The organism is Asanoa iriomotensis, from assembly GCF_016862515.1.
Classification (GTDB): domain Bacteria; phylum Actinomycetota; class Actinomycetes; order Mycobacteriales; family Micromonosporaceae; genus Asanoa; species Asanoa iriomotensis.
Genome location: NZ_BONC01000014.1, coordinates 113375 through 135776, shown reverse-complemented (window position 1 = coordinate 135776; position 22402 = coordinate 113375). Strand labels below are relative to the sequence as shown.

The window sequence follows — 22402 nt, the reverse complement described above, 5'->3', positions numbered from 1 at the left end:
TGTGTCGTCGGCGACGAGAAGCCGGACCCTAACCCCATGCTGAACGTGGACCTTTCAGCGGCACAGCTGGACGGGGTCGACTTCAGAAAGATTCCGTTCGACAACGTGAAGTTGCCGGAGGACCCGGACGTGGTCCTGGTGTCGTCCGTGGCCATTCTTACCAATGCCCTCGCCCGCGTAGCCGGACGGGACGATGTCGGTGCCCGAGTCGTCCGTTCCCGCTTCGGGCGTATGAAGCAGGCATTGGAGTCCGGCGAACCACAGGTGATCATCAACGTACGTGACCTGCGGCGGACCTCCCCGCAAGCCGAGTCGCTAGCCCGGGAGCTGCTCGGCATCGACACTCGTTAGCCGCCGGCGACGACCCGAAGGCTGTGGTCGGCCCGAAGCCGGACGTCGCGGCTGTGGCTCTTACCGAACCCAAACGCCATCAGGGGCCCGTTTCCAGCTCGACCGCGTGGCTGAAGAGTTCGCCCGTCTCCGCCAGTAACAGCAATCCAACGCCGTCGCGGCACGATGCGGTCATGGATCCAGCCCACCGCCGGCTATGCCGGCGAGGGGCCGACAGCCCGACTTGAGGCGTGTTGTCGCTGGCGGGGTCCTCGGCGGTCATCGCACCAGGATGTGGATCGCGACCACGGCCGCGAGCAGGTCCGGGTGACGCCCTAGGCGACGCGGTCGGCGTAGAAGGTCTTGATGGCCGTGACGACCTCCTCCAGGCTGTCCTCGATCGCGAAGTGGCCCGAGTCGAGTTCCAGCAGCTCCGCGTCGGGCAGGTCGCGTAGGTACATCTTGCCCGCGGACGGTGCGAAGAAGATGTCGTTGCGGCCCCACACGATCAGCGTCGGCGGTCGGTGCTCGCGCCACCACTGCTGCCAGGCGGGGAACCGCTCCACGTTCGTGCCGAAGTCCGCGAACAGGTCCAGCTGCGCCCGGCGGGCGGTCGGGCGGGTCAGGAACCACGAGTCCATGTTCCAGTTGTCGGGGCTCAGCGCCTCGATGTCGCGGTGGCCGTGTGTGTAGATGAGCTTCACGCCCTCCGTCTCCATCAGCGGCACCAGGGCCGCCTCCGTCTCCGGGGTCCGGTCCCGCCACACCGCCCGCAGCGGATCCCACGCTTCGCTCAGGCCCTCCTCGTACGCGTTGGCGTTCTGGATGATCTGCCACCGCAGCCAGTCCGGATGCCGCTCGACGAGCCGGCTGCCGATCGCGCCGCCATAGCCCTCCTGGTAGATGCCCATCGGTCCGGTGAAACCGATTCCCTCCAGCAGTTCCTCGACGACCTCGGTGAGGTGCGCGAAGGTGTAGGCGAACGTCGACGGGTCCGGCACGCCCGAGTTGCCGAAGCCCGGATAGTCCGGCGCGACCAGGTGGAACCGGTCGGCCAGCGCCGGCATCAGGTTCCGGTACTGGTGCGACGACGCCGGATAGCCGTGGAGCAGCAACAGCTTCGGCGCGCCCGGCGGGCCGGCCTCGCGGTAGAAGACCGGCACGCCGTCCACAGTGGTCGTTCGATACGCGAGCGTCATCGTCCCGTCACCTCCTGGTGGCGGTCCAGGAAGTCGTGCATCAGGGAGCCGACCTCGTCGACGTCCGACTCCAGCAGGAAGTGGCCGCCGTCGAGGAGGTGGACCTCCGCGTCGGGCACGTCGTCGGCGAACGCGCGGGCGCCGGCCGGGCCGAAGATGGGGTCGTTGCGGCCCCAGGTGGCCAGCACCGGGACGTGGGTGTCCCGCAGGTACTCGTGCAGCGCCGGGTACATGGGCGCGTTGGTCGCGTAGTCACGGAACAGGGCCAGCTGCACCTCGTCGTTGCCCGGCCGGTTGACCAGCTCGTAGTCGTGGATCCAGGCGTCGGGGCTGACCAGGCTCGGGTCCGGCACGCCGGCCACGTACTGCCATTTGATCATGTCTTGCGTCAGCGCCTGCCGGATCCCGGCCTCGGTCTGCGGCGTCGGCGACCGTTGGTAGTCCCAGACGGTCTTCCAGAAGTCCGGCTCGAAGCCCGCGTCGTAGCCGTTGCCGTTCTGCGTCACGATCGCCGTGACCGCCGACGGGTCCTGCAGGGCCAGCCGCCAGCCGATCGGCGCGCCGTAGTCGTGCACATAGATGGCGTAGCGGTCGATGTCGAGCTGCGACAACAGCTCCGCCGTGTGCGCGGTCAGCGCGTCGAACGTGTAGTCGAACTCGTCGACGGTCGGCGCGTCCGAGAAGCCGAAGCCGATGTGGTCCGGCGCGACGACGTGATAGCGGTCGGCCAGCAGCGGGATCAGGTCGCGGAACATGAACGAGCTGGCCGGGAAGCCGTGCAGCAGCACGACCGCGGGCGCGTCCGGCGGCCCGGCCTCCCGGTAGAACATCCGTCGACCGTGGACAGTGGTGTAGCGGTGGTGACAGGCAACCATGACTCCCCCTCATACCAGGCGCTCGCCGCCGTCGACGCCGAGCGAGACTCCGGTCAGGAACGTGTTGGTGAGCGCGAAGACGACCGCGTCCGCGACGTCCTCCGGGGTGCCTACCCGGTGGGCCGGCACGTGGGTGCGGCGCTGCTCGTACAGGGCCGCCTTCTTCTCCGCACCGAGCGCGTCGTAGGCGCCGGTGTCGATGGTGCCGGGCGAGATCGCGTTGACCCGGATCGGCGCCAGCTCGACCGACAGCGTCCGGGCGATCGCGTCCACGGCGCCGTTGGTCGCGGCGACCGCGAGCATCCCGACCGTGGGCTTGTCCGCGGTGGCGCCCGAGAACAGCACGAACGAGCCGTCCGACGGCATCCGGCCGGCGAAGTGCTTGGCGAGCAGGATCGGCCCGACCGCCTTGGTGTTCAACGACTGCAGCACGACCTCGGGCTTGAGGTCGCCGACTGTGCCGCGCGCGCGGGCCGAGGCGGTCGAGACGACGTGGTCGACCCGGCCGAGCCGCTCGGCCAACGCCTCGACGCTCGACTCGTCGGTCAGGTCGACGCTCTCGGCGACGATCCCGGTGTCGTCCGCGTACGCCTCGTCGAGCGCGGCCGCGTCACGGCCGGCGACCACCACGGTGGCGCCCTGCGCCCGGGCCGCGAGCGCGGTCGCCCGGGCGATGCCACTCCCCCGGCCGATGACCAGGACCGTGCGGTCTTCCAAAGTGGACATGACAATCACTCCTAGGTGTTGGCGAGGACCTCGTCGACGTCGAAGTCGCGGTCGATGCCGTGCGGCACGACGCTCTGGCCGGGCTCGAGCGCGAGCTGCTTGCCGTCGAGGTGAACGTCGACCTTGTCGGGCTCGAACGAGACGTAGTTCGAGATCAGCCGGACCTCTGGCCACGCCTCCTCGTAGGACCAGGCGGCCAGCTCGCGGCCGCCGATGTCGTAGTAGCTGCAGAGCCCCTTGTACGGGCAGAACGTCTGCCGCTCCACGGGCTCCAGCGCGGCCGGGGCGATGTCGCCACGGGGCACGTACCAGCGCGGCGCGAAGCCGGACTCGTAGAGCGCGCGCGGCGCCGTCGTGTCGGCGACCACCCGGTCACCGGCGCGCACCACCAGGTGCCGCGACGTGCGCCGGATGTCGATGCGGTGGTAGAGGTCGGCGGCGTGGCCCGTGATCCGCTCGTCCTCCTCGTAGAACGCCTCCATGGGATGCCAGGCGAACGCCACCCGCCCGCGCAGCACGTCCGCATAGGACGGCAGGTCGGTGAACCGCCAGGCCGCCCGCCGGGCCAGCGCGTCTCCACGGTGGACGGTCAACCACTCGGTCGGGCCGAGGTCGCGGTGGGCGGTGACGTGGTCGCCCCGCTCCAGCACGCCCGGGTCGATGGCGGCCTCGGGGAAGTACGCCACCGGGTAGCGGCCCGGCTCGTGCAGCAGCACGACGTCCTCGCTGTCGGCGATCCACTCACCGCCGAACCGCACTCGCAGGCGGCGGCGCAGCGGCTCCGCGTACAACAGGCGTTCGGGCAAGGGGTCCGGGGTCAGGAACCGGCCCACCGGGTGGGCGGAGAGCGGCCCCTGCTGCCAGGAGAGTCCCATGGTGCGCTCCTTTCACGAATCAGGACAGTGGCTCGCCGCCGTCGATGTGCAGCGTCGTGCCGGTCAGGAAGGGGCTGGTCATCGCGAACAGCACACCGTCGGCGATGTCGCCCGTGGTGCCGATGCTCCCAGTGGGATTGCGGCGCCGGATGGTGTCGATGTAGTCCCGCTTGCCGTCGGCGCCCAGGTCGTCCCAGGCGCCCGTGTCGACCACGCCCGGGGAGATCGCGTTGACCCGGATCGGCGCCAACTCCAGCGCCAGCGAGCGGGCCAGGATGTCAGCGGCGCCGTTGGTGATCGCGACCGCCATCGTGCCGACCGCGATCTTGGCGGCGGCGACGCCGGAGAACAGCGTGATCGAGCCACCCGGACCGATCTGGTGCGCCAGGTGCTTGGCGAGCATCAGCGGGCCGATCACCTTGGTGTCGAAGGACCGCCGCACCGCGTCCCGGTCGAGGTCGGCGAGGTGACCACGGGCCCGTGCCGACGCGGTGGAGACCACGTGGTCCACGGTGCCGAGGCGCGCGCTCAGCGCGGCGATCGAGGCCTCGTCGGTGAGATCGACGGTCTCGGTGGTGACGGCCGGTTCGCCGGCGTACGCGTCGGCGAGCCCGCGCCGGTCGCGCCCGGCGACGACGACCTGGGCACCGGCGTCCCGCGCGACGATCGCCACGGCCCGCGCGATCCCGCTGCCGCGGCCGACCACGAGCACGGTCTGGTCCTTCAGCAATCCAGTCATCGGGCGCCCCCGGGCCGTTAATGGCTAATGGGTAAAGCCTTCCGCTAAACATTTGTGTCCCGCATCCGCCACTGGCCAGCCGGGCCGGCCGGTGCGGCGTAGCGTGGGCTCGTGCACGGGTACGCCGAGCTGACCGGCCGTCGCACCGAATGCGCGGTGATCGACGACCTGGTCAAGGCCGTCCGGGCGGGTTCGAGCCGGGTGCTCGTCGTGCACGGTGCGGCGGGCGTGGGCAAGACCGCCCTGCTCGACCAAGTGGCCATGCGGGTCGGGCCGTGCCGGGTCGCCCGCGCCGCCGGCGTCCAGTCGGAGATGGAGCTGCCGTTCGCCGGCGTGCACCAACTCTGCGCGCCGGTGCTGGACCACGTCGACCGGCTGCCCGCGCCGCAGCGGGACGCCGTGGGCACCACGTTCGGCATGCGCGCCGGTCCCGCGCCCGACCGGTTCCTCGTCGGTCTGGCCGTGCTGGGTCTGCTGTCCGCGGTGGCCGAGGAGCGGCCGCTGGTGTGCCTCGTCGACGACCTGCAGTGGCTCGACCGGGAGTCGGCGCAGGTGCTGGCGTTCGTCGCCCGGCGACTCGACGTGGAGTCGGTCGGCCTGGTGTTCGCCGACCGCGCGGTGCCACCGGACCTCGCGGACCTCCCCGCGCTCGACGTGCGCCCGCTCCCGGACGCCGAGGCCCGCACGCTGCTCGACGCGGCACTGCCGGGCCCGATCGACCCCCGGGTCCGCGACGAGATCGTCGCCGAGGCGCGGGGGAACCCGCTCGCGCTGCTGGAGCTTCCGCGGGACGTCGCTCCGGCCGCGCTCGCGGGCGGGTTCGGGCTGCCGGCCGCCGGCGGCGTCGAGGAGCGGTTCCGGCGGCGGGTGACCGACCTGCCGCCGGCCACGCGGCGCCTGCTGCTGCTGATGGCGGCCGACCCGTCGGGCGACGCCGCGTTGGTCGCCCGCGCCGCGCGGGCCTGGGACGTCGAACCCTCCGCCGTGGCCGCCGCGGTCGACGCCGGGCTGGTCGACGACGGACTCCAGGCGAAGTTCCGACATCCGCTGGTACGTTCGGCCGCCTACCGCGCGGCGTCCACTCTGGAGCGGCGAGCGGCACACCGGGCGCTGGCCGAGGCGACGGACGCCGAAACCGACCCGGACCGCCAGGCCTGGCATCGCGCCGAAGCGGCGGCGGAGCCGGACGACGCGGTGGCCGCGGAGCTGGAGCGCTCGGCCGGCCGGGCGCAGGCCCGGGGCGGCCCGGCCGCGGCAGCGGCGTTCCTGCAACGCGCGGCGGCGCTGACCGCCGACCCGGGGCACATGGGCCGGCGGGCACTGGCCGCCGCGGCGGCGGAGGTGCGGACCGGCGGTTTCGACGCGGCGCTGGAGCTGCTGGCCACGGCCGAGACCGCGCCGCTCTCCGAGCAGCAGGAGGCGCACGCCGACCTGGTGCGGGCGCGACTGGCGTTCGTCACCAACCGCGGCAACGACGCACCACCGCTGCTGCTGGCGGCCGCGCGGCGGCTGGCCGGGGTGGATCCGGCGCTGTCGCGGGCCACCTACCTCGAAGCGCTCTCGGCGGCGGTGTTCGCGGGCCGGATGGCCGCGCCGGAGGGCGACGTGCGCGCGGTGGCCCGGGCCGCGCACGCCGCACCGCCGGCCGATCTGCCCGCGGTCGGCGACCTCCTGCTGGCCGGGACGGCACTGACCTACCACCGCGGCTACGCGGCCGGGCTTCCGGTGCTGCGGGAGGGGCTCGCGGCGTTGCGCGCGCGGCCGCCCGGCGCGGACCAGTTGGACTTCATGTGGATGGCGGTGACCTCGTCGCTGCGGGTGTTCGACGACGACGCGTGGGACGCCCTCTCCGCGCGTTACCTGGCCCTGGCCCGTGAGGCGGGAGTGCTCAGCCACCTGCCACTGGCGCTGACCGCCCGGGCGTACCTGCTGCTGTTCAGCGGCAACCTGGCCGGTGCCGCGTCGCTCACCGACGAGCTGACCGCGATCACCGAGGCGACCGGCGGCAGCCTCGCGCCCTACGGCGCGCTGGGTCTGGCCGCCTTCCGCGGCGACGCCGACACCGGTGCCGCGCTGCTCGCGGAGACGCGGGACGACGTGACCCGGCGGGGCGAGGGGGTCGGGCTCACGTTCGCCGAGTGGGCGTACGCGTTGCTGCACAACAGCCTCGGCGACTACCCGCGGGCGCTGGCGGCGGCGCGCCGGGCGACGGCGTACGCGGCCGATCCGGGTGCCCTGATCTGGCCCGCGCCCGAGCTGGTCGAGTCCGCCGTGCGCTGTGGGCAGCCGGCGGTCGCCCAGGACGTCTTCGGGCTGATGTCCGGCATGCGCACCGCGTGCGGCACCGACTGGGCGCTGGGCATCCAGTCGCGCTCGCAGGCCCTGCTGTCGGAGGGCGCCGAGGCGGAGCAGAACTACCGGGCCGCGATCGACCATCTAGGACGGACGCGGATGCGCGTGGACCTCGCGCGGGCGCACCTGCTCTACGGCGAGTGGCTGCGCCGGGAGCGGCGCCGCACCGACGCGCGCGAGCGGCTCCGGACGGCGTACGACCTGTTCGCGGGCATCGGCGCGACGGCGTTCGCGGCGCGGGCGGAACGCGAGCTGAACGCCGCCGGCGGCCGCACCCACCCCCGGTCGACATCCGGCGAGCAGCACCTGACCACCCAGGAGGCGCAGATCGCCCGGATGGCCGGCGAGGGGCTGTCGAACCCGGAGATCGCCACTCGGCTGTTCATCAGCGCCCGCACGGTCCAGTACCACCTGCGCAAGGTGTTCACGAAGCTCGGCATCACCTCGCGGACGCAGCTCCCCCGGGTGCTCCGGGACTGACCCACGAGGGCACGAGCTGGCCCAGGCGCACCGGGTCGGTCACACCGTGGATCGCGGTGACGAGGCCGTCCGTGACCGTGAAGCCCATCGCGGTGACCGGCCGGCCGCCGACGATGACGAGGATGCCCGGCACGCCGGCCACCAGGGCCGGGCGCACCACCGCGTCCGGGCGCGCGAACGTCGCCGCCTGGTTGGCGACCCGCTCGGCTCCCCGGATGACGACGGTGCCCTGCGGGCTCCGGGACGTCAGCTCGACGTCGGGCGCCAGCACCGTCAGCAGGGCGGCGACGTCGCCGTTGCCGGCTGCTGCGAGGAACGCGTCGACGACGCCGCGGTCCGCCTCCTGCTCCGGCGGCGTGCCCAGCCGCAGCCGTCCCCGGGCCCGGCTGGCGAGCATCTTCGTGGCCGCGGTGCTCCGGTCGAGGATGTCCGCGATCGTGTCGAACGGCACCTCGAAGACGTCGTGGAGCACGAACGAGACCCGCTCGGCCGGGGTGAGTTGGTCCATGACGACGTACAGGGCCAACCCGACCGACTCCGCGAGCAGCGCCTCCGCCTCGGGATCGCCGCCCTCGGCGGCCGGACGGGGGTCGATGTCGAGCTCCAGCGGCTCCTCGCCACGGACCTTGCGCCGGCGCAGCATGTCGAGGCAGATCCGGCTGGTCACCGTGGTGAGCCAGCCGCGCAGCTCGGCGATGTCCGCGGTGCCGGTCCGGGCGAGCCGCAGCCACGCCTCCTGGACCGCGTCGTCCGCGTCGGCGTGCGAGCCGAGCATGCGGTACGCGATCGCGTGCAGGTAGGGGCGGTGCGCCTCGAACTGGTCGGTCATGGTGCTCCTTCGTGGTGTCCCACCACCACGACGCGGCGCCCCCCGGAAAGGTAACGCGTTACCTGTCGTCGTCGCCGGCCGTCGTAGCGGCGATCCAACCACCGCCATCTGGAGGAACGATGACAACCCGGATCCACGACGCCGCGAGCCAGCCCGACATCACCGCGGGGGTCCAGCAGATCTACCAGCAGGTGTACGCGACCGGCGTGCCGCGAGCGACCCTGGAGCTGGTGCACCTGCGGGCGAGCCAGATCAACGGGTGCAGCGCCTGCGTCGACGCCGGCGTGACCAGCGCCGCCAAGGCCGGCGTCAGCCAGGAGAAGCTGCACGGCGTGGCCGCCTGGCACGAGAACCCGCTGTTCGACGAGGCCGAGCGGGCGGCGCTGGCGCTCACCGAGGCCGCCACCCGGCTCGCCGACCGGCCGGGCGCGGTCACCGACGAGATCTGGGCGGCCGTCGAGAAGCACTTCGACGAACGCCAGCGCGGCGCCCTGGTGCTGATGGTCGCGGTCACCAACTTCTTCAACCGCATCAACACCACCTTGCGCATCCCGGCCGGGACCCGCTGGTAACAGCGCTCACTCGTAGGCGACCTCGGCCTCGATCTCGACCGGGATGCCGAAGGGCAGCTCGGCCAGGCCGACCGCGGAGCGGGCGTGTGCGCCGGCTTCGGGACCCCACAGCTCGAGGATCAGGTCCGAGAAGCCGTTGATGACGCCGGGCGTCCCCGTGAAGCCCGGTGCCGTGTTGACCATGCCGAAGACGCGGAGCCAGGCCGTCACGCGGTCGAGGTCGCCGAGGGCGGCACGGAGGCTGGCGAGGACGGCCAGGGCGGTCAGGCGCGCCGCCTGGTAGGCCTCGGCCTCCGTGACCTCGGCGCCGACCTTGCCGAGCGGCTCGGCCATGGACCCGTCGGGCCGCAGGGGTCCATGGCCGGAGACGAAGGCGCGACCGTTCCACATCCGTACCCAGGGAAAAGGCAGGGTGACCCCTGGCGGCAGCGTGATCGGCGCGGGGAGCTCGAGCCCCAGCTCGGCCAGCCGGCTTTCGATGCGCATCTAGCCGGCCAGGTGGGCGATCTGGATCAGGTTGCCGCAGGTGTCGTCGAGCACTGCGGTGGTCACGGGGCCCATGTCCGTCGGCTCCTGGGTGAAGGTGACCCCGAGGCCGCGGAGGCGCTCGTACTCGGCCTGGACGTCGTCGACGGCGAAGGAGGTGTACGGGATGCCGTCCGCGACCAGGGCCGCCTTGAACGGCTTGGCCGCCGGGTGCTCGTCGGGCTCGAGCACGAGCTCGACGCCGTCCGGCTCCGCCGGGGACACCACGGTGATCCACCGGTGCTCGCCCAGCGGCACGTTGGTCTTCTCCTTGAAGCCGAGGACGTCGGTGTAGAACCGCAGCGCCTTGGTCTGGTCGTCGACCAGGACGCTGGCCATGTTGACCCTCATCATTTCGATCCCTTCCTCAGCCACCGCTCGACGATGGGTTCCAGCGGCGTCGTGTCGATGTGGTGGAACTTGTAGCGGCCCTCGCGCCTGGCCTGGAGCAGGCCGGCGGCCGCCAGGACGTCGAGATGCTGCGAGATCGCCTGGCGGGACGAGCCGAGCCCGTGCTTGGCCGCCAGGCGCGCACAGATCTCGAAGAGCGTCTGACCGTCACGGTCGGTCAGCTCGTCGAGGATCGCACGGCGCGTTGGGTCGGCCAGAGCCTTGAAGACGTCGCCCACGTCGCAGAACGTTATGCAAGCGGACGCTTGCCTGTCAAGCCGCCGAGGAGGATGTGCGACAGACTGTACGGCGTGGACCGCGACCGTCTCCTGCAGACAATCTCCGATCTGGACGATCCCGCGGAGGTCTCCCGGCTGGTCGCCGAGGCGCTGCTCGGCCTGGGCGCCCCCGGCGACGACCCCCTCGACGCCGACCTGGTGCGGCGGCTGGGTGAGGAGCAGATCCAGCTCGGCCACAGCGCGCGCGGCCTCGATCTGCTCGAGATCGCGGTCACCTGGGCGCCCGACCGCTCCAACCTGTCCGCACGGCGGGTGGCGCTGCTGGACCGGGCCGAGGACGGCCGCGCGGTGGCCGAGGCCAGCGCGCTCCTACCGGCGGAGGCCGCCCGGTGGGAGCTGTCCCAGCTCTACCAGGAGCTCGGCCTTCCCGCGCACGCGCTGGACGTGAGTCGAGGGCGGAGCCGACTGCGGCTCTGGTGGGCGACCGGTGGGCCGCTCTGGTTCGTCCGCCGCGCACTGCGCCGGCGCGAGGCGGAGGGGCTGGCGGGCCGGCTCGTTGTCGGCGACGCTCCCGGTCCGCTCGAGCCGTTGCTGCGAGGTGTGTGCGCCGACGTCGGGCGCGACCGGACCGCATGGCAACTGGTGATGCGAGCGGACCAGCTTGTCCGCGACGGCGACGCGCCGGCCGCCGCGCGGCTCCTGGCGGCGCCGGTCGCGGCCGGCGACGCGCACCCGCGGCTGATCGCCACGGCGGTCGACATCGCGGACGATCTGAGTGACAGCCGGCTGGCCCTGCAGCTCAGCGATCGGCTCGATCCCCTGGTCGCCGGCCTCCACCGGCGGCGCGCCGGCCTGCTGGTCGAGCTCGACCGGCTGCGCGACGCGTGGACCCTGCTGGACACCGGCACCCTGGTCGAGGAGCTCCGCGAGGTCCGCGCGAAGATCCTGCTCTCCGTGGGACTGGCGTTCCTGGCCGTCGACGCGCACGGGCCGGCGGGCGTCGCCCGGTCGGAATGGCGGCGGCGCTGGTGGCGCACCGGGGGTCCACTGTGGTTCGTGCGCGACCGTGGCCGGCGCCGGGAGGAGCAGGTTCTGCTCGACTGGCTCGGCCCGCACCGGCCCGCGATCGGCGAGCCCGCGGCCGACGCGCTCGGCCGGGCGGCCGACGCGGGCGCGGCCGTCGCCGCGGCCGGCGCGCAGGAAAACCGCGACGCCGCCGGCACTCTCGCCGCGGCCTACCACCCCGATCGGCCGAGCGTGCCGTTGCTCGAGCGGCTCGGCTGGGCGCTCTACTTCGACAACCAGGAGGAGCTCGCGCTGCTGCGGATCCGGGAGGCCCGCTCCCTGGAGCCCGCGAAGGCGTCGCTGCTCCAGGCCGAGTTGACGTTCCTCAACTGGCTGGGCCGCTACGTCGAGGCGTCGGCCGTCAGCGACCGGTACGCCGAAGGCGGCGGCCGGCCCGCCGAGGCCCGCGCGGCCCGCGGCGACCTCCTGGACGATCTCGGGTTCTACGCGCTGTCCCTGGAGGCCTTCGGCCCGGCCGACGGCCTGGGCTCATTCGCCCGGACTCTGCGGTGGAAGCAATGGTGGCGGACCGGCGGCCCGCTCGTCCGCATCCGCCGGGCTCTCGGCGCCTCGGACCGGTGGGCGCTCGACCTGTGGAAGCGGCGGTGCGCGGACACGGCCCGCACCCTCGGCGCGGTGGTCGGGCCGGAGCGGGTCGCCGAGCTGCGCGCGGCGCCGGACCGTTTCGCCTTCCAGGAGACGCGCTGGGAACTGAGATGGGGGCGGATCCGGGTGGTCGCCCACCGGGTGGCGACCTACGCCGGCGCGATCGTCAGCGGGTACGTGGTCGCGCGGCTCGCGGGCGACCTCGGCGCCCTCTGGTCCGCGGCCGTCGGATTCGCGTGTGCCGCGATCGTCGTCGGAGCACTGTGGCGGGTGGACGAGCGCACCCGCCTGCTGCCGGCCATGGTGGCGGTCGCTGCCAGCGGCTACCTGGTCACCAGGATCGACGGCCGGTGGCCACTGCTGGTCGGTGCGACCGTCCTCGCCGTCGTGGCGGTGAGCGCGTTGCGCCTGATCGCGGTGGCCGGCGCCAACGTCGGTGGAGCGGTGCAGGCGCGCCGCGTCCAGCGGGCCGACCCGCGCGGCTTCGCCGTCGTCGGCCTCCTCGAGGTGCTGGCCGAGGTCGAACGCCCGACGCTGCGCAACGACCTGCACTGGCGCCGCTACAAGCTGCGGACGCTCGAACAGGTGGCGAGTCGGCTGGAGACCGACCTGCCCGCGGTGTTCGCCGCCGACCCGGCCAGCGCGGAGGTCCTGCGGCACCGCGGGCGGCGGGCGGCGGCGGCCCTGCGGGAGCTGAAGTACCTGATGGTGGCGGCGCCGCCCGGGGCCTGGCGGAAGATCGAGGAGACCCTCCGCAAGGACATCGCGGCGCTGGCCACCGGTGCGTTGGGCCGGCTCCAGGCGGCCGATCCGCCCGAGCGGCAGGTCCGGCACCGGTCCCGGCGGCAGATCGTCGCGGACGGCGTGCGCATGCTGTTCTTCGCCGGGCTGCCCCTGGCCGTGGTGCTCGTGGCGCAGCCGTGGCTACGGTTCAACGAGACGATCCTCAACTGGGCGCGGCTGCTCACGATCGGCTGGGCCGTGCTGTACGTGCTGCTCACCGTGGACCCGACGTTCCGCGACAAACTGCGCACGGGTTTCGCGCTGATCAACCTGGGCCGGGGCACCGGGGACCCGGCACAGCTGGAGCCGTCGACCGCGGAGAAGCGCGCCAACCCCGCCAAATGACGAAATAGAGTTGTGGATATGCAGGTAGCCACCGCCTGGCCCGCGCTTCCGGTCGCGGCCTGGCAACCGACCCGCGACACCGTCCAACTGTGGACCCAGATCGTCGGCAAGACGCGGTTGGCGCTCGCCCCGCCCGCCAACCACTGGTGGAACGTCACCCTCTACGTCAGCAGCACGGGCCTGACGACCTCGTTGATGCCGTACCGCGACGGCGGCGTCGAGATCGCCTTCGACTTCGTCGACCACGCGCTGGACATCACCACCACGACCAACGCGCGCCGGCGCATGGCCCTGGTGCCGCGCAGCGTGGCCGACTTCTACGCCGAGTACCGCGCGCACCTCGCCGAACTGGGCATCGAGGTGCCGATCAACCCGATGCCCGTGGAACTGCCCGACGTGGTGCCGTTCGACCAGGACGAGATCCACCACGCGTACGACCCGGCGGCCATGCACGCGTTCTGGACCTCGCTGGTCTCGGCGGACCGGGTGCTGGACGCGTTCCGCGCCGAATACCGGGCCAAGGCCAGCCCGGTGCACTTCTTCTGGGGCGCGTTCGACCTGGCCGTGACCCGCTTCTCCGGGCGCCCGGCACCGCGGCATCCGGGCGGGGTCCCGAACTGCCCGGACCGGGTCATGTGGGAGGCGTACTGCGACGAGGTGTCCAGCGCGGGCTACTGGCCGGGCGGCGCGGACGAGGGCGTCTTCTACTCGTACGCGTACCCCGAACCCGACGGCTACCGCGACCAGCCGGCCGGCCCGGCCGCGTACTACGACGGTGACCTGGGCGAGTTCGTGCTCCCCTACGCCGCGGTGCGGGCGGCCGCGGACCCGGACGCGATGCTGCGCGACTTCCTGCACCACACCTACCGGGCCGCGACCATCTCGGGCACCTGGCCCACCTAGTCACACCACCGCGACGGCGTCGATCTCGACGAGGAAGTCCGGGCCCAGGCTCGCCACGACGTGGACCGTGATCGCCGGCGGCGGGTCCGACCGGTTCCACACCTCCTGGAACGCGGCGACGCCCTCGTCGAAGGACTGGCCCGCCACCGTGGCGATCCGCCAGTGCACGATGTTCGCCAGGGTCGCGCCCTCGCTCTCGAGGATGGTCGCCAGGTTGCGGAAGGCCTGCCGGGACTGCTCACCGACCGTGGGGCCGACGACCTTGCCGTCGGCGTCGACACCGTTCTGCCCGCCGATGTAGATCGTCTTCGTCGGCTGTTCCACCACGACGGCCTGGCTGAACGCCGGGCTGCGGTGCAGGCCCTCCGGGTTGATGTGCCGTACGCGCATGATCTGGCCCTCCGTCGTTGACACCGGTTAAAGCGGTTACGCGACCGACACTAGTTATAGTGGTGTCGTGAGCGCAACCGGACGGCACCTGAACGACCCCAAGGGAGGCTCGTTCTGGTTCGACGCGGGCGCGGTCTGCCTGGACTTCGCGCACACGGGCGGCGAGGGCCAGTACGCGGTCTTCGAGTCCCTGCACGCGCCCGCCGACCTGGCGGCCTGGCTCGCGGAGCCGCCGTTGTCCGCGGCGGGCACGGTCTCCACCGCCGAACTGGCCTCGGCCAAGACCCTCCGCCAGGCGATCTGGGAGGCGGCACACGCCCAGGCGGCGAGCCGCCCGCTCCCTTCGGGCGCGATCGCGACGATCAACCGGGCCGCGTCGGCGCCGCCGTTGCGGCCACGGCTCACCGGGTCGGGCATGGAATGGGCGCCTCCGGTACGCGCGACGCAGGCGCTGTCCACCCTGGCGCGCGAGATGATCGACCTGCTGTCGGGCCCGCTGGCGGGACGCATCCGCGAGTGCGCGAGCGACAACTGCCCGCTGGTCTTCGTCGACACGTCCCGCCCGGGCGCCCGCCGCTGGTGCGCGATGGAACGTTGCGGCAACCGCCACAAGCTCCGCGCCCTGCGCGCCCGCCGCGCCACCGACTAGCAGTGGCCCCAGACCTTGTTGGTGATGATCTCCTTGACCCGGATGCCGGGTCCGAAGCGCGTGTCGTCCAGCGCGATCTTCGCGTCGTACTGCTTGTTGGTCTGCAGGGCGGAGCAGGGCTCCACGGCGTACGCGGTCGTGTAGCCCTGGTAGTTGTTCCGGCCCACGACCGCCTGCGCGACGACCGTGCCGACGAGGAAGTCGCGCCGGTAGAGGTAGACCATGAGGTTGTACGTCTCGGGCGTCGAGCAGTAGACCTGGCCGCTCGCCTGCAGGCCGGCCGGGCTCTGGTAGAGGACCGCCGTCAGGCTGCAGTCGATCGGCCTGGCCGACGCGGGTGACGCGGGCAGAACCACCCCGGCCAGGGCGGTGATGCCGACCGCGAGCAGCGCGACCGTTCGGTATATCGGGGATCTGCGCCTCATCGTTTCTCCACTTCATGGGAGTTGTCCGCCAGTCTGTCCATGCGGGACAGGCTCGGCGGCCGTCGATGCCTAGAATCGGCGCCGGCTGTCAAGCGAATGTTGCAGGCGTGTGGAACCCGGCAGTGCCAGGCTGTGCGAGGCAAGGGGCGCGGCATGCGATTTCTCCTGTTGGGCGGCGTCGAGGTGCACGCCGGAGGCGTCCCGTTGCCGTCGGGTTCCGCCAAACAGCTCGCGGTGCTGGCCGCGTTGCTGGTCCACGCCAACCAGCCGCTGACGGCCGAGACACTGGTCGACCGGGTGTGGGGAGACGCGGCCCACGACGGCGCCCGGCGGGCCCTGCACACGTACATCGCGCGCATCAGACGCCTCCTCGCGGAGCCCGACCTCGTCCCGGCCGGGCGGGTGCTGCGCCGCGGCAGCGGCTACCTGATCGAGACCGACCTCGACCAGGTCGACCTCCATCGCTACCGCAGGCTGGTGGAGCGGGCCGCCCAACCAGCCGTCGCCGACGAGACGCGGGCGGCACTGCTGCGCGAGGCGTTCGCGCTCTGGCAGGGCGAGCCGCTGGCCGGGGTGCCGGGCGACTGGGCCGCGCGCACCCGCGCGGGTTGGCAACGCGAGCACCACGACGCGGTGATCGCCTGGGCGGACGTCGAACTGCGGCTCGGCAACCCCGGTGCCGTGATCGCGCCCCTGTCCGAACTGGCCGACCGGCACCCGCTGGTCGAGCCGCTCGCCGCGGCACTGATCCGGGCGCTGCACGCGGCGAACCGGTCGGCCGAGGCGCTCGACCGCTACGCGGTGACCCGGCAGCACCTCGCCGAGGCGCTCGGTGTCGATCCAGGCCCCGCGTTGCGGGCGGTGCACCAGGCGATCCTGCGCGGTGACGGCCGGCCACCATCCTCGCCCGCGACGCCCGCGCAGCTTCCGCTGGACGTGCGGGGGTTCACCGGACGCGCTTCTCACCTGGCCGCCCTCGACGCCGCGCTGGCCACCGCGGGCGACGAGCCCAACACGGTCGTCGTCTGCGCGGTGTCGGGCATGGCCGGCGTCGGGAAGACCGCGCTGGCGGTGCACTGGGCGCACCGTGCCCGGCGGCACTTCCCGGACGGGCAGCTCTACGTCAACCTCCGTGGCTTCGACCCGACCGGCCCGCCGCTGCGGCCCACCGAGGCGCTCCGCGGGTTCCTCGAAGCGTTCGACGTGCCACCACACCGGGTGCCGGCGAGTCTGGAGTCGCAGATCGGTCTCTACCGGAGCCTGGTCGACGGCCGGCGCGTCCTGGTCATCGTCGACAACGCCGGGTCGGCCGAGCAGGTCCGGCCGCTGCTTCCCGGCACGCCCACCGCGATGGTCCTGGTGACCAGCCGCAACACGCTGCCGGGCCTGGTCGCGGGCGAGGGCGCCCAGCCCCTGGTCGTCGACGTGCTGAGCCCCTCCGAGGCGCGCGAGCTGCTCACCCGCCGACTCGACCGCGAGCGCGTGGAGGCCGACCCCACGGCCGTCGACGAGATCGTCGCGGCGTGCGGCCGGCTCCCGCTCGCGGTGGCGATCCTGGCGGCCCGGGCGGCGACCCAGCCGTCGGCGCCGCTGCGGACGCTCGCCGACGAGTTGCGCGCGGCTCGCCGAGGTCTGGACGCGTTCGCGGGCGACGATCCGGCGACCGACGTCCGTGCCGTGTTCTCGTGGTCGTACCGCGTGCTCCCACCGGGCGCCGCCGCGCTGTTCCGGCTCGCCGGGCTGCATCCCGGACCCGACTTCACCGCGCCGGCCGCGGCGAGCCTGGTCGACGTGCCGGTCGAGGCCGCCCGGGAGCTGTTGACCAGGCTCACCGGCGCCGGGTTGCTCAGCGAGCACCGACCTGGCCGGTACGCGTTCCACGACCTGGTCCGCGGCTACGCGGCCGAACAGGTCGAGCACGACGACGGGGCCGCGCGCGACGCGGCGGTCAGCAGGTTGCTCGGGTTCTACCTGCACACGGCGTACGCCGCGGATCGGACGCTCTATCCCCACCGCGACCCGGTGCCGTTGACCGCACCGTCACCCCGGCCCGCTCCGGTGCCGGCCGGACGTGAGGCCGCGCTGTCCTGGTGCGCCGACGAGCACGACGTGCTGCTCAACGCGGTCCGTCAGGCCGCCGAGGCCGGTCTCGACGACCTCGCGTGGCAGCTCGCGTGGGCGATGACCACCTACCTGGACCTCCAGGGACATTGGCCAGACTGGGTACGCACGCAGGAGCTGGCCCTGACATCGGCGACCCGCGCGGGAGACCGGTCGGGCGCGGCGTTCTCGTACCGCAACATCGGTCTGGCCCTGGCCCAGCTCGGCCGTTACGAGCAGGCGCACGCGAAGCTGGACACGGCGTTGCGGGCCTACCGCGACCTGCGCGACGACGCCGGCCAGGCGCACACGCACAACGCGCGCGCCCGGATCTTCGGCCGGCAGGGCGCGCACCGGGCCGCGCTCGCGGAAACGCAACACGCCGTGCGCCTGTTCGACCGCGCCGCCCAGCCGGTCATGCAGGCCCGGGCGCTCAACAACGCAGGCTGGTACCAGGCGCTGCTCGGCGAGTACGAATCGGCGCTCGCGAGCTGCCTGGCCGCGCTGGACATCCATCACCGCGCCGCCGACCGCTACGGCGAGGCCAACACCTGGGACAGCCTGGGCTACATCCACTATGGACTCGGTGACCACAGCGAGGCCGTCGACAGCTACCGCACCGCGATCGGACTGTGGCGCGAGGTCGGCGACCGCTACAACGAGGCCGACACGCTCACCCGCCTCGGCGACGCCCTGCGCGCCGGCGGCGACCCGGATGCCGCGCGCGCGGCCTGGCGGAGCGCCCTCGCCATCCTCGAACACCTCGGCCACCCGGACCAGGACGCGGTCCGCACCAAGCTTTCCGGATCCTGACCGGATCTCGTCAGCGGGTGACGGACGTCGCGGTGCCGATCGCCACGAACTCCGGGACGACCGCGGCCAGTTGCTGCACGCGTGGCGCGGAGAGGCCCGCCATCCGCCGGCCCGCGTCGGCCGGGTTCGACGCCGTGCGGAGGACCTCGATCGCGCGGACCTGCGTGTCCCGCTCCGCCCGCTCCTGCGGGCCCGCCCGCAGGACGTGGTCGAACATCGTGTCGACGCCTTCCATCAGCTCGAGTGAGAGCGAACAGGCGCGCCGCCCGATGTCGCCCGGGTCGCGCGACGTCCCGGCCCGCAGCGCCGTCGTCACCAGGACCACGGCCAGCTTCGGCCAGTACTCGATCTCGTCGGAGTGCGCGGTGGCCAGCTCAGGGGCCGCGTCGAGGCTGTCGGCGACCATCGCGCGCACCTCGCCGGGCGCGTCGGTGAGCACCGCGCGCACTCCCTCGTGGAACCGCGCGGCCGTCTCCGCCGATGCGATCGCGTCGACGATCGGGGCGAGCCGGGCCGCGCACGCGCCCGCGAACATCCGCTGCCGCCAGTCGTCGAGGCGCCGCACCTCGGCGACGATCGCGTCGTAGTCGATCATCTCCCCACCTTTTCCGCCGCGCGACTGCAAGATCATATGTAACCGCTGCTACAGTTGGATATGTGACGCACTCCGGTCGTTGGTTGCTTCTCGTGCTGAAGGTGCCCGCGACGCCGTCCCGGCATCGGGTCGCGGTGTGGCGTGAGCTGCGCAAGATCGGCGCGATCTCGCTCGGCCAGGGCGTCTGGGGCGTGCCGGACGTCCCGGTGTTCAGCGCTGGCATCGCCCGGGCCGTCACCCTCACCGAGCAGGCCGGCGGCCAGCCGATGACCCTGCACGCGACCGGGCGCGGCCCGCAGGACGCCGACCGGTTGGGCGCTCTGTTCACCGCCGCACGCTCGGCCGACTGGGCGGAGTTCCTGGCCGACTGCGGCAAGTTCGAGGACGAGCTCGCCAAGGAGATCCGGGTCGCCAAGTTCACCTTGGCGGAGCTCGAGGAAGAGGAGCAGTCGCTCGACCGGTTGCGCCGCTGGCACCGCGACCTCACCGCCCGCGACGTGTTCGTGGCGCCGGAGGCCGCCGAAGCCACCAGGCGCCTCAAGGATTGCGTGGCCGCCTGCGAGCGCTACGCCGAGCGCGTCTTCGACGCGCTGCACGAGAGACAGCCATGACGGGCGCGCGTGCGGCGCCCGCCCGGCAGATGTGGCCGTTGTACGCGGCCGGCTTCACCACGGCGTTCGGCGCGCACGGCATCGCCGCCAACCTCGGCGCGTTCGGCCACGACGCGGTCACCTCGCTGCTGGTCCTCGGTGGCCTGCTCGCGCTCTACGACGGCGCCGAGGTGCTGCTCAAGCCCCTGTTCGGCAGCCTCGCCGACCGGATCGGCGCCCGACCGGTGCTGCTCGGCGGCCTCGTCGCGTTCGCCGCCGCGTCCGCCCTCTTCGTGGTCGCCGACAGCCCGTCGTGGCTGTGGGCCGCCCGCCTCGGCCAGGGCGCCGCCGCCTCGGCCTTCTCCCCCTCGGCCTCCGCGCTGGTCGCCCGGCTCAACCCCGCGGCGAAACACGGCCGGGTGTACGGCTCGTACGGCTTCTACAAGTCGATCGGCTACACGCTCGGCCCGCTGCTCGGCGGGCTCCTGGTCTGGACCGGCGGCCTGCGGCTCCTGTTCCTCGTGCTCGCCGTGCTGGGCGTGGCGGTCGCCGTGTGGGGTGCGCTCGCCGTGCCGGTCGTGCCGCCGCTGCCGAAGACCCGGCAGACGGTGGTCGACCTCGCCCGCCGGCTGACCAACCGGGCGTTCCTCGCCCCGACGAGCGCACTGGCCGCCGCGACGGCCGCGCTGTCGGTCGGCGTAGGCTTCCTGCCGGTCAGCGGCCGGGCCGCCGGGCTCGGCACGATCGCCACCGGCGCCGCCGTGTCCCTGTTGGCCGCCTGCGCCGCCCTCGTCCAACCGCGCGCCGGCCGCGCCCTCGACGACGGACGCATCACCACCCGCGCCGGGTTGACCGCCGGCCTGCTGGTCACCGCGGCCGGCCTCGCGTGTGCGACGCTGCCGGGCCTCGCCGGCGTGCTCTCCGCCGCCACGCTGATCGGCGTGGGCACCGGGCTGGTCACGCCGGTGGGCTTCGCTGCTCTCGCCGCCGGCGCGCCGGCCGAACGCCTGGGCCAGACCATGGGCACCGCCGAGCTCGGCCGCGAGCTCGGCGACGCGGGCGGCCCGCTGCTCGTCGCCGGCGTCGCCTCCGTGGCCGCCCTCCCCTACGGGTTCGCGGTGCTCGCCGCCCTGCTCGCCGTCGGCGCGTCGTTGACCGCGGCCGGCCGCCACCGTCCGCGCGACAGCGGCGCCGTTACGGTCACCGGCGAGCGCGTCTGACCCGCACGCAACCCATCGGTGGGGTCGCACGTGTTCGCCTCGCCTGCCCACAAGGGCGGCAGCACGGGGAGGAAGGACACGTGACCGCAGTGATGCCCGCTGCCGCGGCCGCAACCAGCGCCTCGACGACGTACGAACATCGCGATTTCGACGAGTTCTATGCCGCGAAGTTCGACGTTCTCAGGTCGCAGCTCTACGCCTATCTCTTCCGTCGATCATGGCCGACCTCGACGGCAAGCCCGGCGACGAGTTGGTGACGACTCTCAAGTGTGAGAACGACGGGTCCGTGCACCCGACCCAACTGCTGGCGCTGAAGGTCGCCGGGGACGGCTCGCTGAGCCCGTTGGGGTTCGTGCTCGACCAGAACGTGACCGCTCCCTTCACGAGCGAGACCGTCGCTGTCGACAACGGCGTCGTCCGGGTCACGGTCTTCGGCCCGTACCAGTCCGACGGGAATCCGCCCTGCGATCGCCAGGTGCGCGGGTACGCGTACCTGGATGGCGCCTTCCGCCAGGTGGACGGTCCGACCGAGTTCACGAAGCCGCCCACGAACTTCCGCGAGATCGACTTCCGCAACGCCGGTTTCAACATGGGCCGCTCGAATCCCGACCAGACGAATCTCTACTGCGTGAAGACCGTCGACGGGGTTGGCGAGGCGGACCTGCTCAACGACTACAAGGACGCGACCAAGGACAGGACCCGCTACAGCGTGAGCGTCGGCCCCGTGTCGTTCGTCGACACCGAGGCGTTCGCCATCCTCACGCTGCGCTCGCCCAGCGGCGAGGTCTCGCAGACCCTCCAGCGGTTCTATCAGGACGGTGACTATCCGTTGGGCGAGGAGGTGCTCCGGTCAGGCACCGAAGGAGTCGTCAGCATCGACCGCGCGAAGGCCCGCGGAGCTGTGGTGACGGTGACCGTCACGACGGCCGGCGGCACGCGCGACTGGACGTACCGTAAGTCCGCCACGAGCCAGTTGTGGGAACGCGTCGGTTCCTAGAGTGGGGAGCGAATTGTCTTCGCAGGCCACCGTCACGCTGTCGGTCACGTACGCCGTTGTGCTCGCGGTGCTGGTATGTGTGGCGGTCACCGTGGCGGTGGTCGCGCGGTTGGATATCGGCCGACCGCTGGTCGTCGCCAGTGTGCGGGCGGTCGTGCAGCTCGCGGCGATCTCGTTGCTGGTCATCGCGGTGCTGCGGTCGTGGGGGCTGACCGCGGTGTTCGTGGCGTCGATGCTGACGATCGCCGCCTTCACCTCCGGCGGCCGCCTCGGGCGCCGCTCGCCCGTCGTCGCCCTGCCGATCCTCGCCGGCGTCGCGCCCGTGTTGGCGCTGGTGCTGTTGTCCCGGACCGTGCCGACCACGCCGATCGCCGTCGTGCCGATCGCCGGCATCCTGATCGGTGGCGCGATGACCGCGACGTCGCTGGCCGGGCGCCGCGCCCTGGAGACGTTGCGAACCAGGCGCGGCGAGTTCGAGGCGGCGCTCGCGCTCGGTTTCTCCGACCGGGACGCCGCGCTGGAGCTCTGCCGGCCGAGCGCTTCCGAGGCGCTCGTGCCGGCACTGGACCAGACCCGGACCGTCGGGCTCGTGACGCTGCCGGGCGCGTTCGTCGGTGTCCTGCTCGGCGGCGCGAGCCCCGTCGAGGCCGGCGCCGCACAGTTGCTGGTCCTCGTCGGTCTGCTCGCCGTCGAGACGATCGCCGCTGTGCTGACCGTCGAGCTCGTGGCCCGCGGCGCGATCGGTCGATGAGGACGATCGCGCTCCGCCTCGCATCGGAGTTGGTGCATG

At 72.8% G+C, this 22402-nt stretch carries 25 protein-coding genes; 12 read left to right on the top strand and 13 right to left on the bottom strand.

Features of this window, described 5'->3' with window-relative positions; genetic code table 11:
• A partial coding sequence (locus Air01nite_RS12845) for a hypothetical protein (protein WP_203702253.1) occupies nt 1–351 on the top strand: 351 nt, incomplete at its 5' end.
• Between the two features lie 79 nt (nt 352–430).
• Here the strand turns inward: Air01nite_RS12845 and Air01nite_RS12840 are convergent.
• From Air01nite_RS12840 to Air01nite_RS12815, 6 genes are read right to left on the bottom strand one after another with little or no spacing between them, the layout of a single operon-like run.
• On the bottom strand, nt 431–613 hold the full coding sequence (locus Air01nite_RS12840) for a hypothetical protein (protein ID WP_203702252.1): 183 nt from the start codon (nt 611–613) through the stop codon (nt 431–433).
• Between the two features lie 52 nt (nt 614–665).
• A complete protein-coding gene (locus tag Air01nite_RS12835) occupies nt 666–1529 on the bottom strand; it encodes an alpha/beta fold hydrolase (RefSeq protein ID WP_203702250.1) in 864 nt (287 codons plus the stop codon).
• Entirely contained in the window at nt 1526–2359 is an 834-nt protein-coding gene (locus Air01nite_RS12830) for an alpha/beta fold hydrolase (protein WP_239090673.1), read from the bottom strand. Before Air01nite_RS12830 ends, Air01nite_RS12835 begins: the two co-directional genes overlap by 4 nt.
• A gap of 54 nt (nt 2360–2413) precedes the next feature.
• Nucleotides 2414–3130, bottom strand: a complete 717-nt coding sequence (locus tag Air01nite_RS12825; RefSeq protein ID WP_203702247.1) for an SDR family oxidoreductase — start codon at nt 3128–3130, stop codon at nt 2414–2416.
• Nucleotides 3131–3141: 11 nt separating this feature from the next.
• Nucleotides 3142–4005 carry a DUF427 domain-containing protein gene (locus Air01nite_RS12820; protein WP_203702246.1) on the bottom strand — a complete coding sequence of 288 codons (864 nt, stop codon included), beginning with the start codon at nt 4003–4005 and terminating at the stop codon, nt 3142–3144.
• Between the two features lie 19 nt (nt 4006–4024).
• Nucleotides 4025–4744, bottom strand: coding sequence for an SDR family oxidoreductase (locus tag Air01nite_RS12815; RefSeq protein ID WP_203702245.1), 720 nt, complete (start codon nt 4742–4744; stop codon nt 4025–4027).
• A 111-nt stretch (nt 4745–4855) separates the two neighbouring features.
• Between Air01nite_RS12815 and Air01nite_RS12810 the strand changes: the two genes are divergently transcribed.
• Nucleotides 4856–7576 carry an AAA family ATPase gene (locus Air01nite_RS12810; protein WP_203702244.1) on the top strand — a complete coding sequence of 907 codons (2721 nt, stop codon included), beginning with the start codon at nt 4856–4858 and terminating at the stop codon, nt 7574–7576.
• Here Air01nite_RS12810 and Air01nite_RS12805 read toward each other — a convergent pair.
• On the bottom strand, nt 7536–8405 hold the full coding sequence (locus tag Air01nite_RS12805; RefSeq protein WP_203702243.1) for a sigma-70 family RNA polymerase sigma factor: 870 nt from the start codon (nt 8403–8405) through the stop codon (nt 7536–7538). The genes Air01nite_RS12810 and Air01nite_RS12805 overlap by 41 nt on opposite strands.
• Nucleotides 8406–8524: 119 nt before the next feature.
• Between Air01nite_RS12805 and Air01nite_RS12800 the strand changes: the two genes are divergently transcribed.
• The gene (locus Air01nite_RS12800; RefSeq protein ID WP_203702242.1) at nt 8525–8977 is read left to right on the top strand and encodes a carboxymuconolactone decarboxylase family protein; all 453 of its coding nucleotides are present in this window, start codon (nt 8525–8527) and stop codon (nt 8975–8977) included.
• A 6-nt stretch (nt 8978–8983) separates the two neighbouring features.
• Here the strand turns inward: Air01nite_RS12800 and Air01nite_RS12795 are convergent, their stop codons facing one another.
• The 3 genes from Air01nite_RS12795 to Air01nite_RS12785 are packed head-to-tail and all read right to left on the bottom strand — an operon-like array spanning nt 8984 to nt 10131.
• On the bottom strand, nt 8984–9463 hold the full coding sequence (locus Air01nite_RS12795; RefSeq protein ID WP_203702240.1) for a RidA family protein: 480 nt from the start codon (nt 9461–9463) through the stop codon (nt 8984–8986).
• Entirely contained in the window at nt 9464–9853 is a 390-nt protein-coding gene (locus Air01nite_RS12790; protein ID WP_203702273.1) for a VOC family protein, read from the bottom strand. It abuts the gene before it with no gap.
• Nucleotides 9853–10131, bottom strand: a complete 279-nt coding sequence (locus Air01nite_RS12785; protein WP_203702238.1) for an ArsR/SmtB family transcription factor — start codon at nt 10129–10131, stop codon at nt 9853–9855. Before Air01nite_RS12785 ends, Air01nite_RS12790 begins: the two co-directional genes overlap by 1 nt.
• Before the next feature lie 72 nt (nt 10132–10203).
• Between Air01nite_RS12785 and Air01nite_RS12780 the strand changes: the two genes are divergently transcribed.
• Complete coding sequence (locus Air01nite_RS12780; protein WP_203702237.1) at nt 10204–12930, top strand: hypothetical protein; 2727 nt, start codon at nt 10204–10206, stop codon at nt 12928–12930.
• An 18-nt stretch (nt 12931–12948) separates the two neighbouring features.
• Nucleotides 12949–13833 (top strand): DUF5996 family protein, encoded by an 885-nt coding sequence (locus tag Air01nite_RS12775; protein ID WP_203702235.1) that lies wholly within the window; start codon nt 12949–12951, stop codon nt 13831–13833.
• Here the strand turns inward: Air01nite_RS12775 and Air01nite_RS12770 are convergent, their stop codons facing one another.
• Nucleotides 13834–14223: a RidA family protein gene (locus Air01nite_RS12770; protein ID WP_203702233.1), complete on the bottom strand. Its 390-nt coding sequence runs from the start codon at nt 14221–14223 to the stop codon at nt 13834–13836.
• Between the two features lie 67 nt (nt 14224–14290).
• Here Air01nite_RS12770 and Air01nite_RS12765 point away from each other — a divergent pair, with 67 nt between their 5' ends.
• Nucleotides 14291–14872 carry a CGNR zinc finger domain-containing protein gene (locus Air01nite_RS12765; RefSeq protein WP_203702231.1) on the top strand — a complete coding sequence of 194 codons (582 nt, stop codon included), beginning with the start codon at nt 14291–14293 and terminating at the stop codon, nt 14870–14872.
• On the opposite strand, the gene Air01nite_RS12760 is transcribed toward Air01nite_RS12765, so the two are convergent.
• Nucleotides 14869–15297: a hypothetical protein gene (locus tag Air01nite_RS12760; RefSeq protein ID WP_203702229.1), complete on the bottom strand. Its 429-nt coding sequence runs from the start codon at nt 15295–15297 to the stop codon at nt 14869–14871. The genes Air01nite_RS12765 and Air01nite_RS12760 overlap by 4 nt on opposite strands.
• 153 nt (nt 15298–15450) lie before the next feature.
• Here Air01nite_RS12760 and Air01nite_RS12755 point away from each other — a divergent pair, with 153 nt between their 5' ends.
• Nucleotides 15451–18210, top strand: coding sequence for an AfsR/SARP family transcriptional regulator (locus Air01nite_RS12755; RefSeq protein ID WP_203702227.1), 2760 nt, complete (start codon nt 15451–15453; stop codon nt 18208–18210).
• A gap of 10 nt (nt 18211–18220) precedes the next feature.
• On the opposite strand, the gene Air01nite_RS12750 is transcribed toward Air01nite_RS12755, so the two are convergent.
• On the bottom strand, nt 18221–18805 hold the full coding sequence (locus Air01nite_RS12750; RefSeq protein WP_203702226.1) for a hypothetical protein: 585 nt from the start codon (nt 18803–18805) through the stop codon (nt 18221–18223).
• A gap of 62 nt (nt 18806–18867) precedes the next feature.
• Between Air01nite_RS12750 and Air01nite_RS12745 the strand changes: the two genes are divergently transcribed.
• The 5 genes from Air01nite_RS12745 to Air01nite_RS12725 all read left to right on the top strand — a co-directional run bounded on the left by Air01nite_RS12745 (nt 18868) and on the right by Air01nite_RS12725 (nt 22363).
• Nucleotides 18868–19416 (top strand): Chromate resistance protein ChrB, encoded by a 549-nt coding sequence (locus tag Air01nite_RS12745; protein ID WP_203702225.1) that lies wholly within the window; start codon nt 18868–18870, stop codon nt 19414–19416.
• On the top strand, nt 19413–20615 hold the full coding sequence (locus tag Air01nite_RS12740) for an MFS transporter (RefSeq protein ID WP_239090672.1): 1203 nt from the start codon (nt 19413–19415) through the stop codon (nt 20613–20615). The genes Air01nite_RS12745 and Air01nite_RS12740 overlap by 4 nt, the downstream gene beginning before the upstream one ends.
• A gap of 80 nt (nt 20616–20695) precedes the next feature.
• Complete coding sequence (locus Air01nite_RS12735) at nt 20696–20872, top strand: hypothetical protein (RefSeq protein ID WP_203702224.1); 177 nt, start codon at nt 20696–20698, stop codon at nt 20870–20872.
• The gene (locus Air01nite_RS12730; RefSeq protein WP_203702223.1) at nt 20833–21612 is read left to right on the top strand and encodes a hypothetical protein; all 780 of its coding nucleotides are present in this window, start codon (nt 20833–20835) and stop codon (nt 21610–21612) included. The genes Air01nite_RS12735 and Air01nite_RS12730 overlap by 40 nt, the downstream gene beginning before the upstream one ends.
• A gap of 13 nt (nt 21613–21625) precedes the next feature.
• Nucleotides 21626–22363, top strand: coding sequence for an ABC transporter permease (locus Air01nite_RS12725; RefSeq protein ID WP_239090671.1), 738 nt, complete (start codon nt 21626–21628; stop codon nt 22361–22363).
• Nucleotides 22364–22402 lie beyond the last annotated feature (39 nt).

Coding starts and splice junctions, on each gene's coding strand:
- Air01nite_RS12840 (WP_203702252.1), bottom strand. CDS start 613: ATGACCGCCGAGGACCCCGCCAGCGACAACACGCCTCAAGTCGGGCTG.
- Air01nite_RS12835 (WP_203702250.1), bottom strand. CDS start 1,529: ATGACGCTCGCGTATCGAACGACCACTGTGGACGGCGTGCCGGTCTTC.
- Air01nite_RS12830 (WP_239090673.1), bottom strand. CDS start 2,359: ATGTTCTACCGGGAGGCCGGGCCGCCGGACGCGCCCGCGGTCGTGCTG.
- Air01nite_RS12825 (WP_203702247.1), bottom strand. CDS start 3,130: ATGTCCACTTTGGAAGACCGCACGGTCCTGGTCATCGGCCGGGGGAGT.
- Air01nite_RS12820 (WP_203702246.1), bottom strand. CDS start 4,005: ATGGGACTCTCCTGGCAGCAGGGGCCGCTCTCCGCCCACCCGGTGGGC.
- Air01nite_RS12815 (WP_203702245.1), bottom strand. CDS start 4,744: ATGACTGGATTGCTGAAGGACCAGACCGTGCTCGTGGTCGGCCGCGGC.
- Air01nite_RS12805 (WP_203702243.1), bottom strand. CDS start 8,405: ATGACCGACCAGTTCGAGGCGCACCGCCCCTACCTGCACGCGATCGCG.
- Air01nite_RS12800 (WP_203702242.1), top strand. CDS start 8,525: ATGACAACCCGGATCCACGACGCCGCGAGCCAGCCCGACATCACCGCG.
- Air01nite_RS12795 (WP_203702240.1), bottom strand. CDS start 9,463: ATGCGCATCGAAAGCCGGCTGGCCGAGCTGGGGCTCGAGCTCCCCGCG.
- Air01nite_RS12790 (WP_203702273.1), bottom strand. CDS start 9,853: ATGAGGGTCAACATGGCCAGCGTCCTGGTCGACGACCAGACCAAGGCG.
- Air01nite_RS12775 (WP_203702235.1), top strand. CDS start 12,949: ATGCAGGTAGCCACCGCCTGGCCCGCGCTTCCGGTCGCGGCCTGGCAA.
- Air01nite_RS12770 (WP_203702233.1), bottom strand. CDS start 14,223: ATGCGCGTACGGCACATCAACCCGGAGGGCCTGCACCGCAGCCCGGCG.
- Air01nite_RS12760 (WP_203702229.1), bottom strand. CDS start 15,297: ATGAGGCGCAGATCCCCGATATACCGAACGGTCGCGCTGCTCGCGGTC.
- Air01nite_RS12755 (WP_203702227.1), top strand. CDS start 15,451: ATGCGATTTCTCCTGTTGGGCGGCGTCGAGGTGCACGCCGGAGGCGTC.
- Air01nite_RS12750 (WP_203702226.1), bottom strand. CDS start 18,805: ATGATCGACTACGACGCGATCGTCGCCGAGGTGCGGCGCCTCGACGAC.
- Air01nite_RS12740 (WP_239090672.1), top strand. CDS start 19,413: ATGACGGGCGCGCGTGCGGCGCCCGCCCGGCAGATGTGGCCGTTGTAC.
- Air01nite_RS12730 (WP_203702223.1), top strand. CDS start 20,833: ATGGCCGACCTCGACGGCAAGCCCGGCGACGAGTTGGTGACGACTCTC.